This is a genomic window from Pseudomonas protegens CHA0 (assembly GCF_000397205.1).
Taxonomy (GTDB): domain Bacteria; phylum Pseudomonadota; class Gammaproteobacteria; order Pseudomonadales; family Pseudomonadaceae; genus Aquipseudomonas; species Aquipseudomonas protegens.
The window spans coordinates 434526-451086 of sequence record NC_021237.1 but is presented as its reverse complement, the minus strand read 5'-3'; the positions used below and the strand labels follow the sequence as shown (position 1 = coordinate 451086).

The 16561-nt window shown below is 63.0% G+C and carries 12 protein-coding genes; 6 read left to right on the top strand and 6 right to left on the bottom strand.

Annotated features, from left to right (window positions below; genetic code table 11):
* Positions 1-27: 27 nt before the first annotated feature.
* Entirely contained in the window at positions 28-2478 is a 2451-nt protein-coding gene (locus PFLCHA0_RS01985) for a glycogen/starch/alpha-glucan phosphorylase (protein WP_015633841.1), read from the bottom strand.
* A 269-nt stretch (positions 2479-2747) separates the two neighbouring features.
* Here PFLCHA0_RS01985 and PFLCHA0_RS01980 point away from each other — a divergent pair, with 269 nt between their 5' ends.
* The gene (locus PFLCHA0_RS01980; protein ID WP_026020056.1) at positions 2748-3188 is read left to right on the top strand and encodes a YkgJ family cysteine cluster protein; all 441 of its coding nucleotides are present in this window, start codon (positions 2748-2750) and stop codon (positions 3186-3188) included.
* A 269-nt stretch (positions 3189-3457) separates the two neighbouring features.
* Here PFLCHA0_RS01980 and typA read toward each other — a convergent pair whose 3' ends face one another.
* Together typA and thiI are read right to left on the bottom strand one after the other, a co-directional pair.
* Positions 3458-5278 carry a translational GTPase TypA gene (gene typA / locus PFLCHA0_RS01975; protein ID WP_041751915.1) on the bottom strand — a complete coding sequence of 607 codons (1821 nt, stop codon included), beginning with the start codon at positions 5276-5278 and terminating at the stop codon, positions 3458-3460.
* Positions 5279-5417: 139 nt separating this feature from the next.
* Positions 5418-6872, bottom strand: coding sequence for a tRNA uracil 4-sulfurtransferase ThiI (gene thiI, locus PFLCHA0_RS01970; protein ID WP_015633839.1), 1455 nt, complete (start codon positions 6870-6872; stop codon positions 5418-5420).
* 331 nt (positions 6873-7203) lie between these two features.
* Between thiI and glnA the strand changes: the two genes are divergently transcribed.
* The 3 genes from glnA to PFLCHA0_RS01955 all read left to right on the top strand — a co-directional run bounded on the left by glnA (position 7204) and on the right by PFLCHA0_RS01955 (position 9877).
* Positions 7204-8610: a glutamate--ammonia ligase gene (gene glnA / locus PFLCHA0_RS01965; protein ID WP_011058761.1), complete on the top strand. Its 1407-nt coding sequence runs from the start codon at positions 7204-7206 to the stop codon at positions 8608-8610.
* Between the two features lie 137 nt (positions 8611-8747).
* On the top strand, positions 8748-9302 hold the full coding sequence (locus tag PFLCHA0_RS01960) for a chorismate mutase (RefSeq protein ID WP_011058760.1): 555 nt from the start codon (positions 8748-8750) through the stop codon (positions 9300-9302).
* 68 nt (positions 9303-9370) lie between these two features.
* Positions 9371-9877: a DUF4124 domain-containing protein gene (locus PFLCHA0_RS01955; RefSeq protein ID WP_015633837.1), complete on the top strand. Its 507-nt coding sequence runs from the start codon at positions 9371-9373 to the stop codon at positions 9875-9877.
* A 3-nt stretch (positions 9878-9880) separates the two neighbouring features.
* On the opposite strand, the gene PFLCHA0_RS01950 is transcribed toward PFLCHA0_RS01955, so the two are convergent.
* Together PFLCHA0_RS01950 and PFLCHA0_RS01945 are read right to left on the bottom strand one after the other, a co-directional pair.
* Complete coding sequence (locus tag PFLCHA0_RS01950) at positions 9881-11068, bottom strand: CaiB/BaiF CoA transferase family protein (RefSeq protein ID WP_015633836.1); 1188 nt, start codon at positions 11066-11068, stop codon at positions 9881-9883.
* Between the two features lie 35 nt (positions 11069-11103).
* Positions 11104-12825, bottom strand: coding sequence for an acyl-CoA dehydrogenase family protein (locus PFLCHA0_RS01945; protein WP_015633835.1), 1722 nt, complete (start codon positions 12823-12825; stop codon positions 11104-11106).
* Between the two features lie 110 nt (positions 12826-12935).
* On the opposite strand from PFLCHA0_RS01945, the gene PFLCHA0_RS01940 reads away from it, so the two are divergent.
* Together PFLCHA0_RS01940 and PFLCHA0_RS01935 are read left to right on the top strand one after the other, a co-directional pair.
* Complete coding sequence (locus PFLCHA0_RS01940) at positions 12936-13835, top strand: LysR family transcriptional regulator (protein ID WP_011058756.1); 900 nt, start codon at positions 12936-12938, stop codon at positions 13833-13835.
* Positions 13836-13992: 157 nt separating this feature from the next.
* Complete coding sequence (locus PFLCHA0_RS01935) at positions 13993-15405, top strand: MFS transporter (RefSeq protein WP_015633834.1); 1413 nt, start codon at positions 13993-13995, stop codon at positions 15403-15405.
* Here PFLCHA0_RS01935 and PFLCHA0_RS01930 read toward each other — a convergent pair.
* Entirely contained in the window at positions 15388-16482 is a 1095-nt protein-coding gene (locus PFLCHA0_RS01930) for a bifunctional transcriptional activator/DNA repair enzyme AdaA (protein WP_011058754.1), read from the bottom strand. The genes PFLCHA0_RS01935 and PFLCHA0_RS01930 overlap by 18 nt on opposite strands.
* Positions 16483-16561 lie beyond the last annotated feature (79 nt).

The following is a 16561-nucleotide window of genomic DNA, read 5'->3' as shown; positions in this document are numbered from 1 at the left end:
CACACTTCTAGAATTTTCTCAGGGGCCTCATTCCAGGGCCTTCCAGATCTCCGTAGCATATTCACGGATGGTCCGGTCCGAAGAGAACCAGCCCATGCGCGCAGTGTTGAGCACCGCCGAACGCCACCATTCCTTGGAGTCGTGCCAGCGCTCCTCGACCCGAGCCTGGGCGTTCCAGTAAGCGTCGAAATCGGCGCAGACCAGGAACCGGTCGTAATCGATCAGCGAATCGATCAGCGCGGTATAGCGCGACGGATCGTCCGGGGAGAACACCCCGCCGCGAATCGCCTGCAGCACGTCGTTCAGCCGATGGGAGGCGGCGATGTCCGGCACCGCGCTGAACTCGCCATTGCGTTTGCGCGCCTCCACCTGCTGGGCACTTAGGCCGAAGATGAACATGTGCTCGGCGCCGACCTGCTCGCACATTTCCACGTTGGCGCCGTCCAGGGTGCCGATGGTCAACGCGCCATTGAGGCCGAACTTCATGTTGCTGGTGCCCGAGGCCTCGAACCCGGCGGTGGAGATCTGCTCCGACAGGTCGGCGGCAGGAATGATGCTTTCCGCCAGGCTGACGTTGTAGTTGGGCAAGAACACCACCTTGAGCAAACCGCGCACCGTGGGGTCATTGTTCACCGTACGGGCGATGTCGTTGGTCAGCTTGATGATCAGCTTGGCCTGGTGATAGCTGGCGGCAGCCTTGCCGGCGAAGATCTTCACCCGCGGCACCCAGTCGGTTTCCGGCTCGGCGCGGATCGCCTGGTACAACGCCACGGTGTGCAACAGGTTGAGCAACTGGCGCTTGTATTCGTGGATGCGCTTGACCTGCACATCGAACATTGCCGCCGGGTTGATCGCGATTCCCAGGCGCTCATGGATGATCGCCGCGAGGGCGCGCTTGCTGTGCAGGCGCTGCTCGGCGAACTGTTTGCGAAAGACCGGGTTCTCGGCAAAAGGTTCAAGCCCCCTGAGCAGTTCCTCGGGGCTGTCCAGCAGCTCGGGGCCCAGGGCCTCCACCAGCATTTCAGTGAGTTGCGGGTTGGCCTGGTACAGCCAGCGGCGGAAGGTGATGCCGTTGGTCTTGTTGTTGATGCGCTCGGGGTACAGCTTGTGCAGCTCGGAGAACACCGTGCTGCGCATCAACTGGGTGTGCAGCCCGGACACGCCGTTGACGCTGTGGGAGCCGAGAAACGCCAGGTTGCCCATGCGCACCCGGCGGCCGTTGTCTTCCTCGATCAGCGACACCGCCCGCAGCACGTCGAAATCGTGCAGGCCCTTGGCCCGCAGCGAGTCGATGTGCTGGGCGTTGATCAGGTAGATGATCTGCATGTGCCGCGGCAGCATGCGCTCCATCAGGCCCACCGGCCAGGTTTCCAGGGCTTCGGGCAGCAAGGTGTGGTTGGTGTAGGAGAGGGTTTCCACGGTGATCTGCCACGCCGCGTCCCAGGCGATGCCGTGCAGGTCGACCAGTTGGCGCATCAGCTCGGCCACGGCGATCGACGGGTGGGTGTCATTGAGCTGGATCGCCGCGTGCTCGCCGAGGCTGAGCACCGAGTCGTGCATGTTCTTGTGGCGGCGCAGCAGGTCCTGCAGCGACGCCGAGACGAAGAAATATTCCTGGCGCAGGCGCAGCTCCTGGCCGGCCTCGGTGCTGTCGGCCGGGTACAGCACCCGGGAAATGCTCTCGGCCCGGGCCACTTCGGCTACCGCGCCCAGGTGGTCACCGGCATTGAAGCGCTCCAGATGCAGGTCTTCCATGGCCCGTGCCCGCCACAGGCGCAAGGTGTTGACGCTGGCCCCGCGCCAGCCCACCACCGGGGTGTCGTAGGCCACCGCGCGCACCGTTTCCGCCGGCCACCAGACCTGCCGGGTGTTGCCCGCCTCGTCGGTCACGGTGTCGACACTGCCGCCAAAGCCGATGGAGTAGATCACCTCGGGGCGCTCGAACTCCCAGGGGTTGCCGAAATCCAGCCAGTGCTCGGTCTGCTCCTGCTGCCAGCCATCGACGATGGCCTGGCGGAACAGGCCGTGTTCGTAGCGGATGCCGTAGCCGTGGCCGGCGATGCCCAGGGTCGACATGCTTTCCATGAAGCACGCCGCCAGGCGCCCCAGGCCACCGTTGCCCAAAGCCGCATCGGGCTCCAGCAGGCGAATGCGCTCCAGGTCCACCCCCAGGTCGGTGAGGGCCTCGCGGGCCACCTCCAGCAGCCCGAGGTTGCTCAGGCTGTCGAACAGCAGGCGGCCGATAAGGAACTCCAGGGACAGGTAGTACACCCGCTTCTGGCCCTTGCGGTAGATCTGCCGCGTGTGATCCATCCAGTGGTCGACCATGTGGTCCCGCGCGGCCAGGGCAATGGCTTCGAACCAGTCGTGGTCGAAGGCGTGATCCGGGTCTTTGCCTACCGCGTAGGTGAGTTTGGTCAAGACGGCTTCGCGAAAAGCGGCCACCTCAGCGTCGCGAACAAGGGGTTCCTGAGTCATCGATACGACCTCTGACGAGATACACAGTGAGCATGGAATTGTCTGAGCCTAGTCGGTCTGACACGAGGCGAAGGCTCTGGTTCGGCGCTATTTCAAATGGCTCGGCTAAACAGGGAGTCTTCTGCGCCAGCGGGAGAAAAGGATGCAGTTGCCGTGCCGCCAGGTATTGTTCGGCGCCACATGAAGAAAAATCCGACCTAAAGTCGTTCAAAAATCCACCAGTCCCGGTATGATCGCGCGCCCTGGAACACCTGCCGGAAATGACCTTGATGAAGTCCAACCTGATCGCCGCCGCGGAAATCGATCGTCTCGATACCTGGGCCAAGTACACCGCCCCCATGTGCGGCTCCTGCATGTCCAGCTGCTGCACACTGCCGGTGGAAGTGAAGATCAAGGACCTGATCCGCATCGGCATCGTCGATGAATTCGAACGCGGCGAGCCGGCGAAGAACATCGCCAAGCGCCTGCAGAAGGAAGGCATCGTCGAGCGCTACAACCAGAAGTCGGAAATCTTCACCCTGCAGCGCATGAGCAACAACGACTGCCTGTATCTGGATCGTAAAAGCCGCCTGTGCACCATTTATGACAAGCGCCCGGACACCTGCCGCAACCATCCGAAGATCGGCCCGCGCCCGGGTTACTGCGCTTACAAGCCCAAGCCCCAGGTGCGCCCGACCAATACCAGCAGCCGGACCCTGGAACGCTTCTGAGCCCCGGCCTGCGCCTGCAACCCCGTTCCCCATGTAACCCTGCCGCCCTGTAGCCGCAGCCGAGCCTTGGCGAGGCTGCGAACGGCTGCAAAGCCGCCGCAGTACAGGCTACTGCAGAGTTTCAGATACACCGCTTTACGACCGCTACGCGGTCGAGCGCAGCCTCGCAGGCTCGGCAGTGGCGACAGGACCCGAGCTTTTTCACAGATCAAAAAAAACGCCCCCGGCCGCAAGGCCGGGGGCGTTTTCATTCAGCCGGAACTAAAGACTCAGTTCTTGGCTTTCTTGGCAGCGCGAGTACGCTCGCTTTCGTCCAGGATCTTCTTGCGAAGACGGATGGACTTAGGCGTCACTTCGCACAGCTCGTCGTCCTGGATGAATTCCAGAGCCTGTTCCAGGGTGAAGCGAACAGGTGGAACCAGGGCGATGGTTTCGTCCTTGCCCGAAGCACGCATGTTGTCGAGCTTCTTGCCTTTGGTTGGGTTCACACCCAGGTCGTTGTCACGGCTGTTCAGACCAACGATCTGACCGTTGTAGATTTCCTGACCGTGTTCAACGAACAGCTTGCCACGCGCCTGCAGGGTTTCCAGGGAGTAGGTCAGTGCCTTGCCGGTTTCAACCGAAACCAGAACGCCGTTCTGACGGCCGGACATGTCGCCGGACTTCATCACGTCGTAACGATCGAAGATCGAGGTCAGGATGCCAGCACCGTTGGTCAGGGTCAGGAACTGGTTACGGAAACCGATCAGACCGCGAGCAGGGATGTTGTATTCCAGACGTACACGGCCCTTGCCATCCGGCACCATGTTGGTCAGGTCGCCCTTACGCAGGCCCATCTCTTCCATCACCTTGCCCTGGGATTCTTCCGGCAGGTCGATGGTGACGTTTTCGAACGGTTCGTGCTTCACGCCGTCAACCAGACGGATGATCACTTCTGGACGGCCTACAGCCATTTCGAAGCCTTCGCGACGCATGGTTTCGATCAGTACCGAGAGGTGCAGCTCACCACGGCCGGAAACCTTGAACTTGTCGGCCGAGTCGCCTTCTTCAACGCGCAGAGCAACGTTGTACAGCAGCTCTTTGTCCAGACGTTCCTTGATGTTACGGGACGTCACGAACTTGCCTTCTTTACCGCAGAATGGCGAGTCGTTGACCTGGAAGGTCATGGAAACGGTTGGCTCGTCAACGGTCAGAGGCTTCATCGCCTCGACGGTGTCCGGGTGGCACAGGGTGTCGGAGATGAACAGCGAGTCCATACCGCTGATGCACACGATGTCGCCTGCAGCCGCTTCTTCAACGTCCACACGGTGCAGACCGTGGTGACCCATCAGCTTGAGGATACGACCGTTACGCTTCTTGCCAGTGGCGTCGATAGCCACGACTGGAGTGTTCGGCTTGACCCGACCACGAGCGATACGGCCAACGCCGATCACACCCAGGAAGCTGTTGTAGTCCAGTGCGGAGATCTGCATCTGGAACGGACCGTCACGGTCAACAGCCGGCGCAGGTACGTTGTCGACGATCGACTGGTACAGCGGGGTCATGTCTTCGGCCATTTCGGTGTGGTCCAGACCGGCAATGCCGTTCAGGGCCGAGGCGTAGACGACTTTGAAGTCCAGCTGTTCTTCGGTGGCGCCCAGGTTGTCGAACAGGTCGAAGATCTGGTCCAGAACCCAGTCAGGACGCGCGCCCGGACGGTCGACCTTGTTGATCACCACGATTGGACGCAGGCCGGCTTCGAAAGCCTTCTTGGTCACGAAACGGGTTTGCGGCATAGGGCCGTCTTGAGCGTCGACCAGCAGCAGCACGGAGTCGACCATGGACATTACGCGCTCAACTTCGCCGCCGAAGTCGGCGTGGCCCGGGGTGTCCACGATGTTGATGTGGTAGCCGTTCCAGTTGATGGCGGTGTTTTTCGCCAGGATGGTAATGCCGCGCTCTTTTTCCTGGTCGTTGGAGTCCATCACGCGCTCGTCGTTGAGCTCGTTGCGCTCCAGGGTGCCGGATTGACGCAGGAGTTTGTCTACCAGGGTGGTTTTACCATGGTCAACGTGGGCAATGATGGCGATGTTGCGTAGATTTTCGATCACTTGTGTATCTCGATCAGAGGATTCGGTGTGCTGACAAATGCTGGCAGCGATTAACAATAGATTCAGGCCTGGCCGTTACAGCTGGACGGCGGCGTCGGGGGGCCGGTGACGCAAGCCACAGGCGAACATCCCCGGGCACTTAGCTCGGTCTATAAACGCGCACATTGGCATGCCCCTCACTGAGCAGATGGTGAGCATGCAGGCGACTCATGACGCCTTTGTCGCAATACAGCAGGTACTGGCGCGTAGGGTCCAGTTCCTTGAAGCGGGCGTTCAATGCATAGAACGGCAGCGCTTTTACTTCGACGCCAGGCAGCTGCAGCGGGTCATCTTCCTCGGCATCCGGGTGACGGATGTCGATGACGATCTGACCGGCCAGCGCTTCACTGACTTCTTCAATCTGCACATCCTGGCCCAACTCGTCGATCACTCGATCGATCGGCACCAGTTTGGCCCGCTCGATCGCACGCTCGAGCACCGCCATATCGAATTCTTTCTCTTCATGCTCGACGCGATGGCGCTTGGCATGGGTCTTGGGGTTCACCGAGATGACCCCGCAGTACTCCGGCATGTGCTTGGCGAAGTCGGCGGTGCCGATCTCCACGGCCAGGTCGATGATGTCCTGCTTGTGGCTGGCGATCAGGGGGCGCAGTACCAGTTTCTCGGTCACGCAGTCGATCACCGACAGGTTCGGCAGGGTCTGGCTGGACACCTGGGAAATCGCCTCGCCGGTCACCAGCGCATCGATGTGCAGGCGGTCGGCGATGCTCGACGCGGCACGCAACATCATACGCTTCAAAATGACGCCCATATGACTGTTGTCGACTTTGCCGAGGATTTCCCCGAGCACTTCCTCGAACGGCACGCTGACGAACAGCACGCGCTGGGAGCTGCCGTACTTCTTCCATATATAGTGCGCGACTTCCATCACGCCCAGTTCATGGGCACGCCCGCCCAGGTTGAAGAAGCAGAAATGCCCCATCAGGCCGCGGCGCATGATCTGGTAGGCCGCCACCGTGGAATCGAAACCGCCGGACATCAGCACCAGGGTCTGTTCCAGGGCGCCCAGCGGGTAGCCGCCGATGCCGTTGTGCTGGCTGTGGATCACGAACAACCGTTGGTCGCGAATTTCCATCCGCACTTCGATTTCAGGCTCTTTCAGGGAAATTCCGGCGGCGCCGCACTGCCGACGCAGTTGGCTGCCGACGTATTTTTCCACGTCCATGGAGCTGAATTCATGCTTGCCGGCACGCTTGCAGCGCACGGCAAAAACCTTCCCCGGGAGGGCTTCGCCAAAGTGCTGCTTGCACTTGGCGACGATGTCGTCGAAGTCGCCCAGAGGGTACTCGTCGACCTGCAGGAAATGCGCGATGCCGGGCATGCAGCTCAGGCGCTCGGTCATGTCCTTCAGGGCCTTGGGCTCGCTGACGGCGGTTTCCAGCTCGAGGTTGTCCCACACACCATTGACCACCACGGCCGGGTCCAGGTCGCGGAGCACGGCACGGATGTTCTTCGCCAACTGACGGATGAAACGCGTCCGAACCGGGCGGCTCTTGATGGTGATTTCCGGGAAAACTTTAACGATTAGTTTCATGAAAACAGCGCGCGCTGGGCCAGCCGAAAAAGGGGGGCGCGGATTATAGCGGAAATTGCTCAAGGTTTAACCAGTTTATGTGCAGAAGGTTTTCGATGCACCAAAACGGGTCATTTATTGGCAAAGACGCTACATTGCAGTGCGCCGAATGCCGGCATTCAACCCAATACGTCGCAGAAAGCGTGATTTTGGGGCAGAAAACCCATCTCGGGGCACTGGCATGCAATTTGCTCCCTTGTGAGGCAGGTTGCCATGGCAGAGTATTCGCGCCGGCATCACCCACATTCTAAGGGCACTCCAACACCAAGCCCGAAGCCACCCGGAGGACACTATGTCGAAGTCGGTTCAACTCATCAAAGATCATGACGTCAAATGGATTGATCTGCGCTTCACTGACACCAAGGGCACTCAACATCACGTGACCATGCCGGCTCGTGATGCGCTGGATGAAGACTTCTTCGAAGCTGGCAAGATGTTCGACGGCTCCTCCATCGCTGGCTGGAAAGGCATCGAAGCCTCCGACATGATCCTGATGCCGGACGACGAAACCGCCGTACTGGACCCGTTCACCGAAGAACCGACCCTGATCCTGGTGTGCGACATCATCGAGCCTTCGAGCATGCAGGGTTACGATCGTGACCCACGTGCCATCGCCAAGCGTGCCGAAGAGCACCTGAAAGCCACCGGTATCGGCGACACCGTATTCGCCGGCCCAGAGCCAGAGTTCTTCATCTTCGACCAGGTGAAATTCAAGTCCGACATCTCCGGCTCCATGTTCAAGATCTACTCCGAACAAGGTTCCTGGATGTCCGACCAGGACATCGAAGGCGGCAACAAGGGTCACCGTCCAGGCGTCAAAGGCGGCTACTTCCCGGTTCCACCGTTCGACCACGACCACGAAATCCGTACCTCCATGTGCAACGCACTGGAAGAAATGGGCCTGACCGTTGAAGTTCACCACCACGAAGTGGCGACTGCCGGCCAGAACGAAATCGGCGTCAAGTTCAACACCCTGGTGAAGAAAGCCGACGAAACCCAGACCCTGAAATACGTCGTGCACAACGTGGCCGACGCCTACGGTCGCACCGCCACTTTCATGCCTAAGCCACTGTACGGCGACAACGGCTCGGGCATGCACGTACACATGTCCATCTGGAAAGACGGCAAGAACACCTTCGCCGGTGAAGGCTATGCCGGCCTGTCCGATACCGCTCTGTACTTCATCGGCGGCATCATCAAGCACGGTAAGGCCCTGAACGGCTTCACCAACCCGGCGACCAACTCCTACAAGCGTCTGGTGCCAGGCTTCGAAGCCCCGGTCATGCTGGCCTACTCGGCGCGCAACCGTTCCGCTTCGATCCGTATTCCTTACGTGTCGAGCCCTAAGGCCCGCCGTATCGAAGCCCGTTTCCCGGACCCGGCTGCCAACCCGTACCTGGCCTTCGCTGCCCTGCTGATGGCCGGCCTGGACGGCATCCAGAACAAGATCCACCCTGGCGACGCTGCTGACAAAAACCTGTACGACCTGCCGCCTGAAGAGGCCAAAGAGATCCCACAAGTTTGCGGCAGCCTGAAGGAAGCCCTGGAAGAGCTGGACAAAGGTCGTGCGTTCCTGACCAAAGGCGGCGTTTTCAGCGACGACTTCATCGACGCCTACATCGCCCTGAAAAGCGAAGAAGAAATCAAGGTACGTACCTTCGTACACCCACTGGAATACGAGCTGTACTACAGCTGCTGATCCGGTAACGCCGGCGCAAGCCGCGTGATCAAGGGGCCTCCTTCGGGAGGCCTTTTTTTATGCCCGCGCATTTGCCCTGCCCGGGGTGGTTGCGTGCATCATGGGCACCGTCTCCCCATCAGCAGCCGAGCCCGCCCATGACTTCGCGCCTCAACCTGTGCCTCGCCCTGACTTGCAGCCTGTTCGCCACCGCCGCCTGCGCCAGTGACGCCCCGCCCGCCCTCGCCCCGCTGCTGCAGAGCATCGGCGAACGCCTGGCGATTGCCGATCAGGTGGCCCTGAGCAAATGGGACAGCCACAAGGCCGTGGAAGACCGCCCGCGGGAACAACAGGTGATCGCCGGGGCAACCGCCCAGGCCGCAACCTATCACTTGAGCGAAGAAACGGTTGGGCAGTTCTTCGCCGCCCAGATCGAAGCCAACAAGCTGGTGCAATACGCCCGACTCTCGACCTGGCACTTGCAAGGCCGGGCACCGGACACTCCGCGCCAGGACCTGGCCGGGCAGATCCGCCCCCAACTTGATCAGTTACAAAAACGCCTGCTGCAGCAACTGGCCGACTTCAGCCCGCAGCGCACCGACCGCCAATGCCCGCAATGGCTGGCCCGGGCCAATCAGGCCAGCAGCAGCGACCCACTGCGACGACTGGCGATGGTTCGTGCCACGGCAGAGTTATGTGTGTTCAAAGGTTAACCACGCCTGTGCCACGCGCAGCAGCACCCTATGCTGGAGCCTTTCAGGCACCCGCCAGGATCAGCGAGATGCACCTCGTCATTGCTTGCCTGCTGTGGATCAGCGCATTGCCAGCCGGCGCGCAGATCTACCAGTACACCGACTCGGCCGGTAATCGCGCCTATAGCGACCAGCCGCCGGGAACCTCGTACCGGCAGATTGAAACGCCCGCGCCGAATCGCCTCCCCAGCCCGGCCACCCCGGCGCCACATACGCCGGCAGCACAACCTGCCAGCACCCTTCTGGCCTACGAACGGCTGCAACTGAGCGGCGTACCGGAGCACGGTGCCTTGCGCGCCAACAACGGCAGTTTCAGCGTGCAGGTGGAGTTGCAGCCCAGCCTGCGGCCCGGCCACCGTCTGCGCCTGCTGCTGGATGGCCAGCCCTATGGCCAGGCCGGCCAGGGGCCCGAGCTGCAACTGGTGAATATCGACCGTGGCCAGCACCGGTTGGCGGTGCAGGTGCTGGCTGGCGACAAGGTCCTGCAACAGAGCCCGGCCATCAGCTTCACTCTGCTGCGGGCCCGCCGCCCCTGAGCCTCAACCGTGCACCACGCCGCTGGCCAGCAGTGCGGCGATGGTCGATTCATCCAGGCCCAGCCCCTGCAATACCGCCCGGGTGTCCTGCCCCAGGCTCGGCGGCGCCGTACGGTAGCTGGCCGGCGTGCGCGACAACTTCACCGGCGAACCTATGCCCCGGTAGCCATCGAGTTCCACCAGCAGCCCGCGATGCCGGGTGTGGGGATGAGCCACCACCTGGTCGACGGTGGCGATCGAACCACAAGGCACCCCCAGGCCGATCAGCCGCGGGGCCAGCAACGCGCCGTCGTGTGCCGACAGGTAATGCTCCAGTTGCTGCTTCAAGGCCTCGCGATTGACCGAGCGCTGGCCGTTGTCGGTAAAGCGCGGGTCCTCCAGCAACGCGCCGGCCCCCAGTTCCTGGCACAGCCGGGCGAACTGGCGGTCGTTGCCCACCGCCAGGAAAATCGGCTCGCCAGCGGTGCGGTAGCTGTCGTAGGGAGCAATGTTGGGATGGGCGTTGCCCGTGCGTTTGGGCGTCTGGCCGGCGGCGAAGTAGTTCGGCAGGTGCGGGTGCAGCAGGGACACGCCGCAGTCGTACAGGGAGATGTCCAGTGACTGCCCGAGGCCGCTGCGCTGGCGCTCGTTGAGGGCCAGGAGAATCCCCGCCAGGGCATTCAGGCCGGTGACCATATCGACAATCGGCAGGCCGATGCGCAACGGCCCGCCGTCGCCTTCGCCGTTGACGCTCATCAGCCCGGCCATGGCCTGGATCACCGCGTCGTAACCCGGTAGCCCGCCCAGCGGGCCATCGGCGCCAAAGCCGGAAATCCCGCAGTGGATCAACGCCGGAAAACGCTGGCTCAGCACCTCCTGGTAACCGATGCCCCAACGCTGCAGGGTGCCCGGCTTGAAGTTCTCGATCAGCACGTCGGCGCCTTCCAGCAACTGCATCAGCAGTTCCAGGCCTTCGGGGCGCGACAGGTCGACGGCGATCCCCTGCTTGTTACGGTTGATGCCGCGAAAATACGCCGCGTCATCACCTTCGAAAGGCGGCCCCCAGCCCCGGGTCTCATCACCGCTCAAAGGTTCCAGCTTGATCACGTCGGCGCCGTGGTCGGCCAGGGCCTGGGAGCAGTAGGGGCCGCCCAGCACACGGCTGAGATCGATGATTTTCACGCCCGCCAGGGCGCCTTGGGCAAACGTCATGGATGTACTCCGGCAGATCGGACAAGGACGGCCATTCAGGCCGGCAGCAATTGCATGGCCTGGGCCTGGGACAGCGGGCTTTCATTGGCCAGGCGCACCAGCAGCTCGGCATCGATCACCGGCTCAAGGCCCAACGGATCGCGCGGCAACACCTTGTGCACCAGCACCAGGTGAGCCAGGGCCAGGCGCCGATGGTCCGCACCCTGGCGCGCGGCCTCCCAGGCCATGAAGATGGCGCTGGCCAGGTGATAGAGAACGCTGCCCACCTGCCGCACCTGCTCGTCCCGGCGCTGCTGCGCCACGGCATGGAAGCCGGTCACGGTGCGCAACAGGGCCGAATCGAACAGCCGGCGGCTCGCCGGTGGCAAATCGGCCTCGGCCAGCAGCCCGGCCAGATAGCCCTGCAACGGCTCCAGCGCCTGCTCCCGAGTCACCGCCCGGGCAATGTCCAGGGCGACGATGTTGCTGGTGCCCTCCCAGATCGACCCCAGGTGCGCATCGCGCACCAGCCGGGCATCGCTCCACTCCTCGATATAGCCAACCCCGCCGCGCACTTCCATGGCATCGCCGGTCACCCGGCGGGCATCACGGCAGGCGCGGAACTTGATCAGCGGCGTAAGGATCCGCACGCACTTGCGCGCCGTCTCATCGCCGCCATCGGCCCGGGGCAGCAAGCTGGCGATCTGCATGAACATCGAGCGCGCCTGTTCGGCGGGCAGCATCATCTTCAGCAACTGGCGCTGCATCAGCGGCATTTCGATCAGGTGCTTGCCGAAGGCCCGGCGCTGGCGGGCGATGTACAACGCCTCGCTCAGCCCCCGGCGCATCAGCCCCGCCGCGCGCACGCCATTGGACAGGCGCGACATGTTGATCATGTCGGCCATCTGCTGAAAACCGCGGCCGACCTCACCGATCAGGTAGGCCGTGGCGCCTTCCAGGGTGATCTCGCCACTGGCCATCGAGCGGCTGCCCAGCTTGTCCTTCAGGCGCTGGATCCGGTAGTGGTTGCGCGAGCCGTCGGGCAGCACCTTGGGCAACAGGAACAGGGTCACCCCGGCCATGCCCGGTGGTGCGTCTTCCGGGCGCGCCAGGACCATGGCCAGGTCGGCATCCGGGTTGGAGCAGAACCACTTCTCACCGAACAGGCGCCATTGGCCATCTTCCAGCCGGGCCCGAGTTTCGGTGCGTGAAACGTCGGAACCGGCGGCCTGTTCGGTCATGAACATCGCCCCCTGGAACAGCGTCTCGAAATCCTGGGACTGCAACTGCGGCAGGTAGCGCGCCACCAGTTCCGGCGTACCGAACTTGCACAGGGTGCGGGTCAGGGAGTCGGTCATGCTCACCGGGCAGCACAGGCCGAACTCGGCCTGGACGAACAGGTAGGTCAGGGCGTACTTGATCAGCGGCGGCGGGCCTCCGGGCTGGTGGCTCATGGCAGCCAGCCCCAGTTCGGCAAAGGCCACCCGTTCCAGGGTGACGTAGTCCGGATGCTTGGCGATGCTTTGCAGGTTCTCGCCGCGGCGGGTACGCGGTTGCAGCACCGGGGGATTCTTGTCGGCGCTCAGGGCCAGCACATCCAGCTCGCCACCGGCCCGGGCGCCCAGGTGCTGCAAGGTGGGCAACCACTGCTGGTAGACCGCCGAGGGCAGGTAGACCTGGAGCAGCGCGGCCAGGCCGGCGTCGCACTCGAACAGGTTGATGCCGCGGCTGTCGGGGATGTTGAGGCTGTCTTCAATGGGGCGGGGCTCGGCGGTCATGGCGCGTCTCCTGTTTTTTGTAGGCCGAGACTAGAGCCGCCATCGATAAGTATCTAATACAAAATCAATCAACTACGATAAGAAATCCATATCGTAGAACCGGAGTCGCCATGGACCTCAAACAGTTGCGCTACTTCGTCGCGGTAGCCGAAGAACTGCATTTCGGGCGGGCCGCGAACCGTCTGTGCATTTCCCAGCCGGCCCTGAGTTTCGACATCAAGAAGCTTGAGGGGCAACTGGAAGTCCAACTGCTCAATCGCAACAACAAGTCGGTGAGCCTGACCAACGCCGGACAGGTTCTGCTGGACGAGGCCCGCTACCTGCTGCTGCGTGCCGACCAGGCGCGGCACCTGACCCAGCGCTCGGCAGAAGGCTTTGCCGGGCGCCTGAGCCTGGGTTTCGTCAACTCGATCCTGCACCGCGGGCTGCCCGAGGCGGTCAAGGCCTTCGAACAGCAATACCCGGAAACCGAAGTGGTGCTGATGGAAATGAACAGTGCCGACCAGACCCAGGCCCTGCAACGCGGCCAGATCGACATCGGCTTCGTCCATGGCAGCACCTTCGCCGCCGGCATCCACAGCGAACCGCTGCTGGCCGAGCCGTTCCTCTGCTGCCTGCCCCAGAGCCACTCGCTGGCCACCCAGGCGCGGATCGACCTGGCGCAACTGGCCAATGACGATTTCATCCTGTTTCCGCGGGCGGTCTCGCCGCACTACCACGACCTGATCATTTCCCGCTGCGTGGCGGCCGGGTTCAGCCCGCGCATTCGCCACGAGACGCGGCTATGGCAAACGGTGGTGGCAATGGTGGCCCACGAGATGGGCGTGGCGCTGGTGCCACAGACCCTGGCCATGCTCGGCCAGCCGGGCGTGCATTACGGCGAGCTCGAAGGCTCCGGCGCGCCTTCGCAGATCCAGGCGATACGCCTGGAGGACAAGCCTTCGGCGGCGGCCGAAAGCTTTCTCGGGCTGCTCAAGTCCCTGATCAAACCGGCCGCCGGAGGGCGCTGAGCGTTGGGGCGCGATACGCAATCACGTATCAAACCATAAGATTTAATCATTATATTTTTCGATTCCTGCCTGTATAGGCTCCCAGCGGTCGGACCTTGCCAGAGGTCCATGCGCCCGATCAGGGGCGCATATAACAATAAAAACGCAGGAATTGAACATGAACGCTGCCCAGGATGCCGCTGCCCACAAGAAAGCCCGCAAGGCGGGTATCGCCTCATTCATCGGCACCACCATCGAGTGGTATGACTTCTACGCCTACGGCATCGCCGCCGCCCTGGTGTTCGGCAAGGTGTTCTTTCCCGCCGACCTGCCCCCCGGCACGGCCACCCTGCTGTCCTTCCTGACCCTGTGGGCCGGGTTCATCGCCCGCCCCGTCGGCGGCATCATCTTCGGCCACATGGGCGACAAGATCGGCCGCAAGACCACCCTGGTGATCACCCTGATCATGATGGGCCTGGCCACCACCTGCATCGGCCTGCTGCCCAGCTACCTGCAGATCGGCGTCTGGGCCCCCATTGCCCTGGTGACCCTGCGCATCATCCAGGGCATCGCGGTGGGCGGCGAATGGGGCGGGGCGATCCTCATCGCCAGCGAAAGCGCGCCCAAGGGCAAGGGCATTCTCTATGCTGCCTTCGCCCAGCAGGGTTCGCCGGCCGGCAACCTGCTGGCAACCCTGGTGTTCTTCGGCCTCAGCGCCCTGCCGACTCCGGACTTTCTGCTCTGGGGCTGGCGCATTCCGTTCCTGCTGTCGGCGGTGCTGGTGATCATCGGCATGGTCATCCGCCTCAAGCTGGAAGAGTCCGATGACATGAAGCGCCTGATGGAGCAGAAAAAGACCGTCAAGCTGCCGATTCTCGAAGTCCTGCGCGACCACTGGCGCCTGGTACTGCTGGGGGCCGGGGTGCTGCCGATCATCCACGTCACCTATTTCAAGAGCACCTTCGCCCTGTCCTGGGCCACCAAGGAGCTGGGCTACAGCCAGGGCAGCTTCCTCAGCGTGATCGTCATCGCCCTGGTGGTGCAGTTCATCACCCAGCCCCTGGGTGCGGTGCTGGTTTCACGCATGGACATGCGCAAGGCCATGGTGCTGATGGTGGTGCCCGAGCTGCTGCTGATGCCGGCGATGTTCTTCGCCGTGGAGACCGGTCACTACTGGATCGCGGTGCTGGGCATGTGCCTGGCCACGGTGCCGCACTCGATGTTCTATGGCGCGGTGGGCGGCATCCTGGCGCGGGCGTTTCCGACCCGGGTGCGCTACAGCGGACTGTCGATCTCCTATCAGCTGTGTTCACTGCTGGTGGGCGGCGCCACGCCGGTGCTGGCCCAGAGCATCCTCAATGGCACCGGCAGCATCATCGGCGTGGCCATCGCCTCGGCCTGCTACGCCCTGGTCTCGCTGGCATGCATGCTGGCCCTGCTCAAGCGCATCGGCCATAACGCCGCCGAACTGTCCACGGCGGAACAGGCGGATGCCGACGAACTGGCGCGCCAGACTGGCGCCCAGCCACCTGTGGATAAGGTTTCCCGGCCCGACCCGGTGCCCGGCAGCGAGCTACAGCCCGCTCGCTGATGCACCCTGCAAGTGGTGCAGGCGCCGCTCATGTTCCAGCAGCCAGCGCTTGCGCCACAGACCACCGCCATAGCCGGTCAGGGAGCCATCGGCGCCAATCACCCGGTGGCAGGCAATGACAATGGAAATCTGGTTGGCGGCATTGGCCCGGGCCACCGCGCGCACCGCTGAGGGCGAGCCAACCTGCCGCGCCACCTCGGCGTAGCTGCAGGTGGTACCCAGGGGAATGGCCCGCAACGCCTGCCAGACGGTACGGGTAAAGGGCGAGGCGCTCATCGCCAGCGGTGTGGCGAAGTGCACCGCCTCGCCGGCGAAGTAACGCTGCAGTTCGGCCTCGATCTGGTCGATGGGGGCAAAACGCCCGAAACCTATGCTCGAACCGCTGCTCTTCTGCAGGTTCTGCAACTCATTGGCCAGTGCCGGGCGGTCGAAGAATTCCAGCAGATGCAGGACCTGGGCGTCGGCCACCGCCAGCATCACGCCGATCGGGGTCTGCAACCAATCGACCTTGAGCAGTTCCCGCCCCCGCAAGTTGGACGGCGGCTGGCCCGCCAGGCGGCTGAAGGCGTGGCGAAAGCCGCTGTCGGAGTCGAAGCCGGCGCTGATCTGCGCCTCGATCACCGGCTCTCCCGAGGCCAGTTGCTGCATGCCCTGGCCCATGCGACGCAGGCGCGCCATTTCCAGGAAGGTGACGCCGAAATAGCGCTTGAACGCACGGCGCACGGTGGATGGGTCCAGCCCCTGGGCGACCAGGTCGTCCTCGTACCAACGGCGTTCCGGGTCGCGGCCCAACTGCTCGAGCAAGGTCTGCACCCAGGGCTCCTGGACCCCGGCCCGCTCCAGCGGACGACAGCGCAGGCAGGCGCGGAACCCTGCTTCGACACAACCCTTGATGGAGCCGAAGAACACCGTGTTCTCGCGCTTGGGCTTGCGTGCAGCGCAGGTCAGGCGGCAGAACACGCCGGTGCTCTTCACCCCGACAAAGGCAAAGCCTTCATAGGCCGGGTCCCGTGCCAGCAGCGCCTGGTACAGGGTGTCGTCATCGGGAAGCTGGAACAGCAGAGGGGCATTTTCCATGGCCGCATCCTAAACCTTGAAGCATCGGGTTCGAGCACTCTAAACCCGCCCTTTGCCCCGCGCCGCTGAAAAACGGGCG

Bases quoted from the DNA above. Each gene is read 5' to 3' on its own strand.
- PFLCHA0_RS01960 (WP_011058760.1), top strand. From the start codon at position 8,748: ATGACTTCGCGCCTCAACCTGTGCCTCGCCCTGACTTGCAGCCTGTTC.
- PFLCHA0_RS01950 (WP_015633836.1), bottom strand. From the start codon at position 11,068: ATGACGTTTGCCCAAGGCGCCCTGGCGGGCGTGAAAATCATCGATCTC.
- PFLCHA0_RS01930 (WP_011058754.1), bottom strand. From the start codon at position 16,482: ATGGAAAATGCCCCTCTGCTGTTCCAGCTTCCCGATGACGACACCCTG.
- PFLCHA0_RS01955 (WP_015633837.1), top strand. From the start codon at position 9,371: ATGCACCTCGTCATTGCTTGCCTGCTGTGGATCAGCGCATTGCCAGCC.
- PFLCHA0_RS01935 (WP_015633834.1), top strand. From the start codon at position 13,993: ATGAACGCTGCCCAGGATGCCGCTGCCCACAAGAAAGCCCGCAAGGCG.
- PFLCHA0_RS01940 (WP_011058756.1), top strand. From the start codon at position 12,936: ATGGACCTCAAACAGTTGCGCTACTTCGTCGCGGTAGCCGAAGAACTG.
- PFLCHA0_RS01945 (WP_015633835.1), bottom strand. From the start codon at position 12,825: ATGACCGCCGAGCCCCGCCCCATTGAAGACAGCCTCAACATCCCCGAC.
- thiI (WP_015633839.1), bottom strand. From the start codon at position 6,872: ATGAAACTAATCGTTAAAGTTTTCCCGGAAATCACCATCAAGAGCCGC.
- PFLCHA0_RS01985 (WP_015633841.1), bottom strand. From the start codon at position 2,478: ATGACTCAGGAACCCCTTGTTCGCGACGCTGAGGTGGCCGCTTTTCGC.
- glnA (WP_011058761.1), top strand. From the start codon at position 7,204: ATGTCGAAGTCGGTTCAACTCATCAAAGATCATGACGTCAAATGGATT.
- PFLCHA0_RS01980 (WP_026020056.1), top strand. From the start codon at position 2,748: ATGAAGTCCAACCTGATCGCCGCCGCGGAAATCGATCGTCTCGATACC.